This is a genomic window from Pseudomonas sp. NPDC088885, assembly GCF_044750025.1.
Taxonomy (GTDB): domain Bacteria; phylum Pseudomonadota; class Gammaproteobacteria; order Pseudomonadales; family Pseudomonadaceae; genus Aquipseudomonas; species Aquipseudomonas rustica.
Map to the genome: position 1 here is coordinate 27262 of NZ_JBIVJB010000025.1, position 12206 is coordinate 39467.

14 protein-coding genes are annotated in these 12206 nt (G+C 60.0%); 8 read left to right on the forward strand and 6 right to left on the reverse strand.

What is annotated here, in order from left to right; all coding sequences use genetic code 11:
- Nucleotides 1-4: 4 nt before the first annotated feature.
- From ACIP1X_RS13200 to pilG, 4 genes are all read right to left on the reverse strand, one after another.
- Nucleotides 5-2053 carry a methyl-accepting chemotaxis protein gene (locus ACIP1X_RS13200; RefSeq protein ID WP_053124698.1) on the reverse strand — a complete coding sequence of 683 codons (2049 nt, stop codon included), beginning with the start codon at nucleotides 2051-2053 and terminating at the stop codon, nucleotides 5-7.
- 262 nt (nucleotides 2054-2315) lie between these two features.
- Nucleotides 2316-2855, reverse strand: coding sequence for a chemotaxis protein CheW (locus tag ACIP1X_RS13205; RefSeq protein ID WP_400752676.1), 540 nt, complete (start codon nucleotides 2853-2855; stop codon nucleotides 2316-2318).
- 10 nt (nucleotides 2856-2865) lie between these two features.
- Nucleotides 2866-3231 (reverse strand): twitching motility response regulator PilH, encoded by a 366-nt coding sequence (gene pilH, locus ACIP1X_RS13210; protein WP_053124759.1) that lies wholly within the window; start codon nucleotides 3229-3231, stop codon nucleotides 2866-2868.
- 60 nt (nucleotides 3232-3291) lie between these two features.
- Nucleotides 3292-3696 carry a twitching motility response regulator PilG gene (gene pilG / locus ACIP1X_RS13215; RefSeq protein ID WP_007913673.1) on the reverse strand — a complete coding sequence of 135 codons (405 nt, stop codon included), beginning with the start codon at nucleotides 3694-3696 and terminating at the stop codon, nucleotides 3292-3294.
- Nucleotides 3697-3921: 225 nt separating this feature from the next.
- On the opposite strand from pilG, the gene gshB reads away from it, so the two are divergent.
- From gshB to ACIP1X_RS13250, 7 genes are all read left to right on the forward strand, one after another.
- Complete coding sequence (gene gshB / locus ACIP1X_RS13220) at nucleotides 3922-4875, forward strand: glutathione synthase (RefSeq protein ID WP_053124703.1); 954 nt, start codon at nucleotides 3922-3924, stop codon at nucleotides 4873-4875.
- 77 nt (nucleotides 4876-4952) lie between these two features.
- Nucleotides 4953-5852, forward strand: coding sequence for an energy transducer TonB (locus tag ACIP1X_RS13225; protein WP_053124705.1), 900 nt, complete (start codon nucleotides 4953-4955; stop codon nucleotides 5850-5852).
- Between the two features lie 239 nt (nucleotides 5853-6091).
- Nucleotides 6092-6664, forward strand: a complete 573-nt coding sequence (locus tag ACIP1X_RS13230) for a YqgE/AlgH family protein (protein WP_053124707.1) — start codon at nucleotides 6092-6094, stop codon at nucleotides 6662-6664.
- The gene (ruvX, locus tag ACIP1X_RS13235) at nucleotides 6664-7101 is read left to right on the forward strand and encodes a Holliday junction resolvase RuvX (protein ID WP_158833532.1); all 438 of its coding nucleotides are present in this window, start codon (nucleotides 6664-6666) and stop codon (nucleotides 7099-7101) included. The genes ACIP1X_RS13230 and ruvX overlap by 1 nt, the downstream gene beginning before the upstream one ends.
- An 80-nt stretch (nucleotides 7102-7181) precedes the next feature.
- Nucleotides 7182-7688 (forward strand): bifunctional pyr operon transcriptional regulator/uracil phosphoribosyltransferase PyrR, encoded by a 507-nt coding sequence (gene pyrR, locus ACIP1X_RS13240; protein WP_053124709.1) that lies wholly within the window; start codon nucleotides 7182-7184, stop codon nucleotides 7686-7688.
- Nucleotides 7689-7715: 27 nt separating this feature from the next.
- A complete protein-coding gene (locus ACIP1X_RS13245) occupies nucleotides 7716-8720 on the forward strand; it encodes an aspartate carbamoyltransferase catalytic subunit (RefSeq protein WP_400752681.1) in 1005 nt (334 codons plus the stop codon).
- The gene (locus tag ACIP1X_RS13250) at nucleotides 8717-9988 is read left to right on the forward strand and encodes a dihydroorotase (protein ID WP_159811883.1); all 1272 of its coding nucleotides are present in this window, start codon (nucleotides 8717-8719) and stop codon (nucleotides 9986-9988) included. Before ACIP1X_RS13245 ends, ACIP1X_RS13250 begins: the two co-directional genes overlap by 4 nt.
- 147 nt (nucleotides 9989-10135) lie before the next feature.
- Here the strand turns inward: ACIP1X_RS13250 and ACIP1X_RS13255 are convergent, their stop codons facing one another.
- Nucleotides 10136-10567, reverse strand: coding sequence for a TM2 domain-containing protein (locus tag ACIP1X_RS13255; RefSeq protein ID WP_053124713.1), 432 nt, complete (start codon nucleotides 10565-10567; stop codon nucleotides 10136-10138).
- Nucleotides 10568-10817: 250 nt separating this feature from the next.
- On the opposite strand from ACIP1X_RS13255, the gene ACIP1X_RS13260 reads away from it, so the two are divergent.
- Complete coding sequence (locus ACIP1X_RS13260) at nucleotides 10818-11441, forward strand: C40 family peptidase (RefSeq protein ID WP_053124715.1); 624 nt, start codon at nucleotides 10818-10820, stop codon at nucleotides 11439-11441.
- A gap of 80 nt (nucleotides 11442-11521) precedes the next feature.
- Here the strand turns inward: ACIP1X_RS13260 and rpoH are convergent.
- Nucleotides 11522-12206, reverse strand: a 685-nt coding sequence (rpoH, locus tag ACIP1X_RS13265) for an RNA polymerase sigma factor RpoH (RefSeq protein WP_400752683.1), incomplete at its 5' end; no start/stop codon positions are given.

Below are 12206 nucleotides of genomic sequence, written 5' to 3' on the forward strand. Positions count from 1 at the left end.
CCACTCACGCTTTGTCTTTCGCCGCCGGCAAGGTGAATCCGGACACCGAGCGCCGCAGCTGGCTGGCCATTTTCGTCAGGTTGCCGATGCTCTCAGCGGTAGCGGTGGAGCCTGACGAGGTCTGCGAGGTGATCTGCTGGATCACATTCATCGTCAGGGAAATCTGCCCGGCCGACGTCGTCTGCTGCTGCGCCGCGTTGGAGATGCTTTGAATCAGCGCCGCGAGGGTTTTCGACACGCCTTCGATTTCTTCCAGGGCCACACCGGCATCCTGCGCCAGTCGCGCGCCGCGCACCACTTCGGTGGTGGTTTGTTCCATGGAAATAACGGCTTCGTTGGTATCGGTCTGAATCGCCCGCACCAGGGTTTCGATCTGCCGAGTGGCGGCGGACGAGCGCTCGGCCAACCGTTGCACTTCGTCGGCAACCACAGCAAAACCGCGCCCGGCATCACCGGCCATCGACGCCTGAATCGCGGCGTTGAGGGCGAGGATGTTGGTCTGGTCGGCGATGTCGTCGATCAGGCTGACGATGTCGCCGATTTCTTGCGACGACTCGCCGAGACGCTTGATGCGCTTGGCGGTGTCCTGAATCTGTTCGCGAATGTTGTCCATGCCGTGGATGGTGTTGTGCACCACCTCGTTGCCTTTGTTGGCGATCTCCACGGAACGCTCGGCTACCGCCGAAGACTCGGCAGCGTTGGCCGAGACCTGATCAATGGATTCAGCCATATCGCTGATCGCCGTCGAGGCTTCGGAGATCTGCTGGGCCTGATGCTCCGAGGCTTGCGCCAGGTGCATGGCGGTGGCTTGGGTTTCCTGCACGGCGGCGGCGACCTGGCCGGCGGTGAGGTTGATGGTGGCGACCAGGTCGCGCAGTTGGTCGACGGAATAGTTGATCGAGTCGGCGATGGTGCCGGTGAAGTCTTCGGTCACCGAGGCGGTGACGGTGAGATCGCCATCGGCGAGGTCTTCGATTTCGTCGAGCAGGCGCATGATCGCGTTCTGGTTACGCTCGTTCTTCTCGGCGGTTTCGCGCAGTTGCCGGTTGGTCTCGCGCACCATGACCATGCCGATCAGGATGATCGAGGCCAGTGCCAGCAAACCGAGGACGTAACCGCCGATGGTGTCGGTGTTGCGCCCGCCCGCGAGGTTTTCGAAACCGGTGGCCAGGTGCGAGGCTTCGTCGAGCAGGGTTTGCGAGAGGCTGAAGATATTGCTCGCCGATTCGCGAACCTTGAACAGTTCCGGCGAGGTTTCGAGGATTTCATCGACCGAGCCGGAGACGAATTGGAACAGCTCGGAGATTTCACTCAAACGCGCACGGGCGTCACGGTCTTCGACCTGAGTGATTTTCAGCGTCGGGTTGCCTTGCAGCATGCCGTTCAGCACTTGGCCGAAACGTGTAGCGTCGCGGCCAAAGGCATCGGCGGCTTGCTGCGAGTTTTCGTCACCGGCGAGCACGGTGTTGACCGCGCCAAGGATGCGTTCGGCCAGCAACGACTGACGTTGGGCCATCGCTACTTGTGCAGCCGGGGCACCACGCTGGAGGAGGATTTCGACGACTTTTTCGTATTCGATCTGCAACTGCGGCACGGTTTCGGCCAGGGTCGCGGCGACTTGATGCAGCGACAGCACGGTCTGTTCGCTGGAGAGAATCGCGTCGGTGTTTTTCAGCAGACGTTCCCAGTCCAGCTGCACGGCGCGCATTTCCGGGCGCACAGTGGCAGGGGCTGGCGGCAGGCCGGTGACCGGGTCGCCTTTCTTCAGGTAACCCCAGCGCAGGGCGAAATCGTTGCGCGCATCGCTGAGCAACTTGAACGCGGCAGCCTTGCCGGCGGCGGCTTCGGTGGCGTTTTTGGCGATGCGCTGCGAGAGCACGCGCAGCTCACCGGCGTGACCGATGTACTGTTTGTCGTAGTTCGCCTGGGTGTTGAGGTAAGCGAAGTTGGCGAACAGCAGCATGATGAACACGATCAGTGCGATGAACAGCACGATGATCTGCGAGCGACTGCGCGATCCTTCCGCCGGCTTGCCTGTTTTTGCTTTTATCATCGGTCCTCGCCTGTTTGAAGCTCACCGGTAGAACCTGTGGGAGTTAGCCTTGTGAAGTGGAGCTTTTGTGGCGAGGGGATTTATCCCCGTTCGGCTGCGAAGCAGTCGCAAAATTTTGCATGCGCTGACGATGGTCAGGCGTTGCAGATTTTGGGGCCGCTGCGCGACCCAACGGGGATAAATCCCCTCGCCACAGGTTTCCCTTGCCACAGAATCCCACCATTACATGGCCCATTCCCACAGGGGTTCTCTGTTGTTTCGACTAGATTGCGACACTCATGAATACCGGGGATTTCGCCAGTGCGAACAGGCTGAACACCCGCCAGTTCTGCTCGCGCCGAAAATAGCCTCTGACGAACTCGGCCTTGGAGCCCTGGCGCTTGCTGATCGACAGCGGTTCAAAGCTGTTCTGCTCAAAGTGCTGCAGACCAATAACCTCATCGACCATCAGCCCGGCAAACACGTCCCCATGCTCCACCACCAACACCCGCCGCTGTTTGCGCAGCGGCGACAGTTCATGCCCGAAGAAACCACACAAATCCATGATTGGCAGCAGCCGCCCACGCAGGTTAGCCACGCCTTTGACCCACGGCTTGACCCCGGGCAACTGGGTGAAGCGCGGTTCGTGCAGCACTTCGCTGACTTCGCCCATCGGCGCCACATACCAGTGTTCGCCGAGGCGAAAGCCGATGCCGCTCCAGCGATCCTGGCGCGCCGGTTGCGACGGCAAGTCCGCCGCCAGCAAGCGGCAGCGCTGATCGATCTGCCAGAGCAGTTCGAACGCGGTCAGCGATTCGCTCATGGTTGCGCGATCAGCCTTTGAGTACGTTGTTCAGGGTCTTGATCAGGGTGTCTTCGTCGACCGGTTTGGTCAGGTAGTCCTTGGCGCCCTGACGAGTGCCCCAGACCTTGTCGGTTTCCTGATCCTTGGTGGTGATGATGATCACCGGGATGTGCGTGGTGTCGGCATCCTTGGTCAACTGGCGGGTTGCCTGAAAACCGTTGAGGCCGGGCATGACGATGTCCATCAGTACCGCGTCAGGTTTTTCCTGCCGGGCCAGGGCCACGCCGTCCGCGCCGTTTTCGGCCTTCAACACTTCATGGCCGTGCTTTTCCAGCATGCCGGTGAGTTTGTACATTTCAGTCGGCGAATCATCGACGATCAGGATACGTGCCATGGTTTTCCCCATTTTTCTTGTCGACGCCCGGCCCGCTGACCGCGCGTCTCTGTACGTGTCTTACTGTGGCAAAACGGCGGCAAAGCCCGGAACATGGGCCTGAATCGCGTTGAGCAGTTCTTCCTTGCTGAAAGGTTTGGTCAAAAATTGATCAGAACCGACAATCCGCCCCTTGGCCTTGTCGAACAGCCCGTCGCGCGATGACAACATGATCACCGGTGTCGCCTTGAACGCGCTGTTGTTCTTGATTAAAGCGCAGGTCTGATAACCATCCAGACGCGGCATCATGATGTCGACAAAAATGATCCCGGGGTGGTTATCGGCGATCTTGGCCAGGGCGTCGAAACCGTCGATCGCCGTGATCACTTCGCAACCGACATTCTTCAACAATGTTTCGGCGGTGCGACGAATCGTTTTCGAGTCGTCGATCACCATGACCTTCAAGGCGCTGGACTGCTGTTCCATAAGAGGGCTCTACCGTCGCCTTTGCGAATCAAATTGTCCGTTTTGCTATGAGTAATGGCCGGAAACCCTTGATGCTTAAGGGCCAGCACGATATGCCAGCCTTTTTAGCACAGTCTCCAGATCCAATCTATCGACGGGTTTTCCCTTGACCGAAAACCCACCCGGCGCCACTCTGGCGGCACTTTTTCAATACCGATCCGGTAGCCAATTTTCGAGGAAAACCCAATGAGCGTTCGCGTCGGGATTGTCATGGACCCTATCGCCAGCATCTCCTATAAAAAGGATAGCTCGCTGGCCATGCTGCTGGCCGCGCAAAAGCGTGGCTGGGAACTGTTCTATATGGAACAGCGCGACCTGTATCAGGGCGAAGGTCAGGCGCGGGCGCGCATGAAGCCGCTGAAAGTCTTCGCCAACCCGGAAAAATGGTTCGAACTGGACGCCGAGCAGGACAACCTGCTGAGCGATCTGGACGTGATCCTGATGCGCAAGGATCCGCCGTTCGACATGGAGTTCGTCTACTCCACCTACCTGCTTGAACAGGCTGAAACCGCCGGCGTACTGGTGGTGAACAAGCCGCAGAGCCTGCGCGACTGCAATGAAAAGCTGTTTGCCACGCTGTTCCCGCAGTGCACGCCGCCGACCATTGTCAGCCGTCGCGCCGATGTGCTGCGCGAATTCGCCGCGAAACACGGCGACGTGATCCTCAAGCCGCTGGACGGCATGGGCGGCACTTCGATCTTCCGTCACCGTGCGGGCGATCCGAACCTGTCGGTGATTCTGGAAACCCTGACCGCACTCGGTGGCCAGCAGATCATGGGCCAGGCCTACCTGCCAGCGATCAAGGACGGCGACAAACGCATCCTGATGATCGACGGCGAGCCGGTGGATTACTGCCTGGCGCGGATTCCGGCGCAGGGCGAAACCCGTGGCAACCTCGCCGCCGGTGGCCGTGGTGAGGCGCGCCCGCTGACTGAAAAAGATCGCTGGATCGCCGCCCAAGTCGGCCCGACCCTGCGTGAGAAAGGCTTGCTGTTCGTCGGTCTCGACGTGATCGGCGAGAGCCTGACCGAAATCAACGTGACCAGCCCGACCTGCATCCGTGAAATCGACAACGCGTTTGGCACTGATATCGGCGGCATGCTCATGGATGCCATCGATCAGAAGCTTAAAGCTCGTTGAGATAGAACAACCAAGATACGACCAACATTGCGTTATCATGCCCGGCCTTTGAAAAACGCGATGTTGGTTTTCTTGAAATGACCCTCCCGTCCGATCTGCCCGCTGAACTCGCCCATCGTGGCGTGCGCCCGGCCGATCGCCTCGGTTTTACCCTATTCCTTGCGGCGCTGATTCATTTGGCGTTGCTGCTTGGCGTCGGCTTCACGATGGTCGAGCCCAAGCAAATCAGCAAAACCCTGGAAATTACCCTCGCCACTTTCAAGAGCGAAAAGAAGCCGGAGAAGGCGGATTTTCTCGCTCAGGAAAATCAGGAAGGCAGCGGCACGCTGGACAAAAAGGCGATTCCGAAGACCACTGAGGTCGCGCCGTTCCAGGACAATCAGGTCAAAAAAGTCACGCCGCCACCGGCCGCCAAGCCGGAAGTGCAGGAGGCTGCGCCCAAAGCCGCGGTGACCACCGTGGCGCCGAAGCCGAAAAAAGCGCCGACCAAGAAAGAAGAGACCAAGACTGAAGTGAAACCGTCGGTCGACGCGCCGACGTTCGACAGCTCGCAGTTGTCCAGCGACATCGCTAGCCTTGAAGCCGAACTGGCGAAAGAACAACAGCTGTACGCCAAACGCCCGCGCATTCATCGCTTGAGCGCTGCGTCGACCATGCGCGACAAGGGCGCCTGGTACAAAGACGAATGGCGCAAGAAGGTCGAGCGCATCGGTAACCTGAATTATCCCGACGAAGCGCGGCGCAAGCAGATCTACGGCAATTTGCGCCTGATGGTCTCGATCAATCGTGATGGTTCGCTGTATGAAGTGCTGGTGCTGGAATCGTCTGGCCAGCCGCTGCTGGACCAAGCGGCGCAGCGCATCGTCCGGTTGGCGGCGCCGTTTGCACCATTTACCGGCGACCTGTCGGACATCGACCGCCTGGAAATCATCCGCACCTGGAAATTTGCTCGGGGCGACCGCTTGTCCAGCAATTAAATATCCTGAGGCATTGAGATTCATTGTGGCGAGGGGATTTATCCCCGCTCGGCTGCGCAGCAGTCGCAAAACCATCATCCACGGAGTGTCAGGCAGACCCTGTCAACGGCATCAGGGCCGCTTCGCACCCCAACGGGGATAAATCCCCTCGCCACAAAGCCATGTTCCAACAAGGGAACTGTGTTCTTGTCAGCATCTCCAGCTTGTCAGTTTGCCCCCCGAACGCCACACTAGCGCACATGAAAAACGTCAGCCCCAGCTACCTCAAGCATCACTTCCTGATCGCCATGCCTCACATGGCCGACCCGAACTTTGCCCATACCTTGACCTACATCGTCGAGCACACGGCCAATGGCGCGATGGGGATTGTGGTCAATCGACCGCAAGAGCTGAATCTGGCCGACATTCTCGAGCAACTGCGCCCGGACATCGACCCGCCAGCACTGTGCCAGCATGTGCCGATCTTCATCGGCGGGCCGGTACAGACTGATCGCGGATTCGTCCTGCACCCGGCCGGTAAAACCTTCCAGGCCACCGCACAGCTGGACGGCGACCTGTCGCTGTCGACCTCGCAAGACGTGTTGTTCGCCATCGCGGACGGCGTCGGCCCGGCGAAAAGCCTGATCGCCCTCGGCTATGCGGGTTGGGAAGCCGGGCAACTGGAAGCGGAAATGGCCGACAACGCCTGGCTGACCTGCCCGTACGACGCCGACATCCTCTTCAACACCAGCAGCGAACTGCGTCTCGAAGCGGCGGCCAAGCACCTGGGGATCAACCTCAGCCTGCTGACCAGCCAAGCAGGTCACGCCTGATGGCGCTGCGTCTGATTCTCGGCTTCGACTACGGCACCAAACAGATCGGCGTTGCCGTCGGTCAGGTAATCACTGGCCAGGCCCGCGAGCTGTGCACCTTGAAGGCACAGAACGGCGTTCCCGACTGGAACCAGGTCGAAGCGCTTATAAAAGAATGGAAACCCGACGCCGTGGTCGTCGGCCTGCCGCTGAACATGGACGGCACGCCGAGCGAAATGTGCCTGCGCGCGGAGAAATTCGCCCGCCGCCTCAACGGCCGCTTCAATGTGCCCTTCTATACCCACGACGAGCGCCTGACCACGTTCGAGGCCAAAGGCGAGCGACTGGCCCGTGGCGGCCAAAAAGGCAGTTACCGCGACAACCCGGTGGACGCCATCGCTGCCGCGCTGCTGTTGCAGGGCTGGCTCGATGAAAACACTGCATTGTTTGAATCCTGACAAGCGCTTCGGCGCTTTTCTTTTGAGTGAAAAACCGAGTCGTGTCCAAGGATCCGACTCGCCCCCAACAAGGAGCAACCATGAGCCTGCCAAATCCCGCCGATCTGATCAGTCAGATGGCGACCCGCCTCAAGGCGCACCTTGCCCAGCGTGACATCACTGAACCGCGCTACATCGGCATCCGCACTGGCGGCATCTGGGTCGCGCAGGCCTTGCTCAAGGAATTGGGCAGCGACGCGCCACTGGGTACGCTGGACGTGTCCTTCTACCGCGACGACTTCAGCCAGAACGGTCTGCACCCGCAGGTACGCCCGTCCGCCCTGCCCTTCGAGATCGAAGGCCAGCATCTGGTGCTGATCGACGACGTACTGATGAGCGGCCGCACCATCCGCGCCGCCCTCAATGAATTGTTCGACTACGGCCGCCCGGCCAGCGTGACCCTGGTCTGCCTGCTGGATCTGGACGCTGGTGAGCTGCCGATCCGCCCGAACGTGGTCGGCGCGACCTTGGCGCTGGCCGCTCACGAACGGGTAAAGCTGTCCGGCCCCGAGCCGTTGACGCTCGAACTGCAAGACATGTCCCTTTAATCCGCCCTATTGAGAGTCCCCTTCGCGATGACGCCTCTAGATACCAAGCGCCCGCTGCAGCTCAATGATCAGGGCCAGCTGCGCCACTTCCTCTCGCTCGACGGCCTGCGCCGCGAGTTGCTGACGGAAATCCTCGACTCTGCCGTCTCGTTCCTAGAAGTCGGTGCCCGGGCGGTGAAGAAAGTCCCGTTGCTGCGCGGCAAGACCGTGTGCAACGTGTTCTTCGAAAACTCCACGCGCACCCGCACCACCTTCGAACTGGCGGCCCAGCGGCTGTCGGCGGACGTGATCACCCTGAACGTGTCGACTTCGTCGGCAAGCAAAGGTGAAACGCTGCTCGACACCCTGCGCAACCTCGAAGCCATGGCCGCCGACATGTTCGTCGTGCGCCACGGTGATTCCGGCGCTGCGCACTTCATCGCCGAACACGTTTGCCCGCAAGTGGCGATCATCAACGGCGGCGACGGCCGTCACGCGCACCCGACGCAGGGCATGCTCGACATGCTCACTATTCGTCGGCACAAGGGCGGTTTTGAAAACCTCTCGGTGGCCATCGTCGGCGACATCCTGCACTCGCGGGTGGCGCGCTCGAACATGCTCGCGCTGAAAACCCTCGGTTGCCCGGACATCCGCGTGATCGCGCCGAAAACTCTGCTGCCGATCGGCATCGAGCAATACGGCGTGAAGGTCTACACCGACATGACCGAAGGCCTGAAAGACGTCGACGTGGTGATCATGTTGCGCCTGCAGCGTGAACGCATGACCGGCGGCCTGTTGCCGAGCGAAGGCGAGTTCTACCGTTTGTTCGGCCTGACCACCGCGCGTCTGGCCGGGGCCAAACCCGATTGCATCGTCATGCACCCGGGGCCTATCAACCGTGGCGTGGAGATCGAGTCGGCAGTGGCCGACGGCCCGCACTCGGTGATCCTCAATCAGGTCACCTACGGCATCGCAATTCGTATGGCTGTGCTGTCCATGGCCATGAGCGGACAAACCGCGCAGCGTCAATTCGAGCAGGAGAACGCCCAGTGAAGCTCAGCATTCTCGGCGCACGCGTCATCGATCCAAGCAGCGGCCTGGATCAAATCACCGACATTCACGTTGAAGCCTGCAAGATCGTCGCCCTCGGCGCCGCTCCAGCGGGTTTCACGGCAGTAGAAACCATCGACGCCCAAGGCCTCGTCGCCGCTCCGGGGTTGGTCGATCTGAACGTGGCCCTGCGCGAGCCGGGCTACAGCCGCAAAGGCTCGATCATCAGCGAAACCCGCGCCGCCGCCGCCGGCGGTGTGACCAGCCTGTGCTGCCCACCGAAAACCAAACCGGTGCTGGACACCTCCGCCGTGGCCGAGCTGATCCTCGACCGCGCCCGCGAAGCCGGCAACACCAAGGTGTTCCCGATTGGCGCGCTGAGCAAAGGTCTGGACGGCGAGCAACTGGCTGAACTGGTGGCACTGCGCGACGCCGGTTGTGTGGCGTTCGGCAACGGTCTGGAGAGCTTTCGCAATACCCGCACGCTGTGCCGGGCGCTGGAATATGCGGCGACGTTTGATCTGACGGTGATTTTCAACTCGCAGGATCATGATCTGGCCGAAGGTGGTTTGGCTCACGAGGGCGCGGTGGCCAGCTTCCTCGGTCTGCCGGGGATTCCGGAAACCGCTGAAACGGTGGCATTGGCTCGAGATCTGCTGCTGGTCGAGCAATCCGGCGTGCGCGCGCACTTCAGCCAACTGACCAGCGCGCGCGGCGTCGCCCTGATCGCTCAGGCCCAGGCCCGTGGTTTGAAGGTGACGGCGGATGTCGCGTTGTATCAGCTGATTCTGACCGACGAAGCGCTGATCGACTTCAGCAGCCTCTATCACGTGCAACCGCCGCTGCGTACCCGCGCTGACCGCGACGGTCTGCGTGAAGCGGTGAAATCCGGGGTGATCTCGGCGATTTCCAGCCATCACCAGCCACACGAACGTGACGCCAAACTGGCACCGTTCGGCGCGACCGAGCCGGGCATCAGCAGCGTTGAGTTGTTGCTGCCATTGGCGATGACGCTGGTGGAGGATGGCTTGCTCGATCTGCCGACCTTGCTCGCGCGTCTGAGCGCAGGCCCGGCTGAAGCGCTGCGCCTGCCGGCGGGCAAGCTCGCGGTGGGTGGTGCGGCGGACATCGTGCTGTTCGACCCGCAGGCTTCGACGGTGGCCGGTGAGAACTGGCTGTCGAAGGGCGAGAACTGCCCGTTCCTGGGGCACAGCCTGCCGGGTGTGGTTCGTTATACGCTGGTGGATGGGCGGATTAGCCACCAGGCCTGAGGCTGAGGGATATTGTGGCGAGGGGATTTATCCCCGTTCGGCTGCGAAGCAGTCGCGAAGCCATTGCACGCGGTGGATCATCTCCACCGCGTTCTCGTATTCAGGGCCGCTTCGCAGCCCAACAGGGATAAATCCCCTCGCCACAGGTTACTGGAAAGCGCCGCGATTCTGCGCGTTACGCACCGAGACCTGATCGTTCAGCGTCCAGAAGTCATACAGCACGCCAATAAAGAACAACCCGCCCGTGAGCAGATACACCAGCCCGCTGATCCATTTCCCCTGATACATCCGGTGCACGCCGAAGACCCCAAGGAACGTCAGCAGAATCCACGCGACGTTGTATTCGATCGGCCCTGCGGTAAAACGCAGATCGGCCTCACGATCCATCGCCGGGATCAGGAACAGGTCGATCAGCCAGCCGATGCCGAGCAAACCGAAGGTAAAAAACCAGATCGTCCCGGTCACCGGTTTGCCGTAATAGAAGCGGTGAGCGCCGGTGAAGCCAAGAATCCACAGCAGATAACCGATCACCTTGCTGTGCGTGTCCTGCGGTTGAGCAACCTGCTGATAGCGGTTCATGAATGACCTCATTTGCCTCGATAGATAAATATTTTCTGCATCTTTGTGACTTTTTTGTGTCGAGCCGACAAGTGGCTCTTCACTGTTACACATTGCGCAAAGCCTTGTGGAGCTTGGGTTCTGTCCGACAATTGATTCAATTTGCCGCTTGTTGAGCGAAATTGACCACCGGGTTGAATCGACCAACGGCCTCGGAAGGGACAAAAAAGCTGTTATAAAGTTGCGCGCTACCACTTAAGAGCCACGCCTAATGCGACCATTTTTCAAGACATGGCTAACCATCTGCCTATTAATGCCACTGGCCGCCCACGCCACCAATCGTGAGCAACGTCTTCCTAACGTTAACGGCTTTACCCCTAAATCCCATGCTTCGGCTCCTTCGAGCAAAAGCAGCAAAAGCAAAACCACCACGCTGAGCAGCAAGAACCACAGCAAGCTGGTGCCACCGATGGCGAGCAAGGAGAGCAGCAACGTGCTCAGCCGCGCTGTAAACGTCCTCGGTACACCTTATCGTTGGGGCGGCAGCAGCCCAAGTAAAGGCTTCGATTGCAGCGGTCTGGTGAAATATGCGTTTAACGATGCCACATTCGACCTGCCACGCACTTCCAACGCCATGGCCAGCGGTCATGGGGTGAAGGTCGAGCGCAACGATCTCAAGCCCGGCGACCTGATCTTTTTCAACATCAAGAGCCGTCGAGTCAACCATGTTGCCATCTACCTAGGCAATGATCGCTTCATCCACGCGCCGCGTCGTGGCAAGTCGGTGAGCATCGATACGCTGAACAAGCCGTATTGGGAAAAGCATTACGTCGTCGCCAAGCGCGTATTGCCTAATGAACCGGCCAGCAAGCAATTGCGCGTTGTTCAGCGCTGATCTGATTCAGCTTTAAACGCGACATACAAAAACGCCCCGATCATTGCTGATCGGGGCGTTTTTTATTGCCTGTTCGCCGGTTACGCAGCGATCGACAACTTGAGCTTGTTCATCGCGCTCTTCTCGAGCTGACGGATACGCTCAGCCGACACGTTGTACTTCTGCGCCAGGTCGTGCAGCGTGGCTTTCTCTTCTGCCAGCCAGCGCTGGTAGAGGATGTCACGGCTGCGCTCGTCCAGCACTTCGAGTGCTTCGTGCAGGTTGTTGTTGGAGTTGTCGCTCCAGTCGGCATCTTCCAGCTGACGCGCCGGGTCGTACCGGTGGTCTTCCAGATAGTTGGCCGGCGACTGGAAAGCGCTGTCGTCGTCGGCTTCAGCAGCCGGGTCGAAGGCCATGTCATGGCCGGTCAGGCGACTTTCCATCTCGCGCACTTCACGCGGTTCCACACCGAGGCTTTCCGCCACACGGTGGACTTCCTCGTTGTTCAGCCACGCCAGACGTTTCTTCTGGCTGCGCAGGTTGAAGAACAGCTTGCGCTGGGCCTTGGTGGTCGCGACTTTCACAATGCGCCAGTTGCGCAGGATGAACTCGTGAATTTCCGCCTTGATCCAGTGCACGGCGAACGACACCAGACGCACACCCATTTCCGGGTTGAAGCGCTTGACCGCCTTCATCAGGCCGACGTTACCTTCCTGGATCAGGTCAGCCTGAGCCAGACCGTAGCCGGAATAGCTACGGGCAATGTGTACGACAAAACGCAGGTGG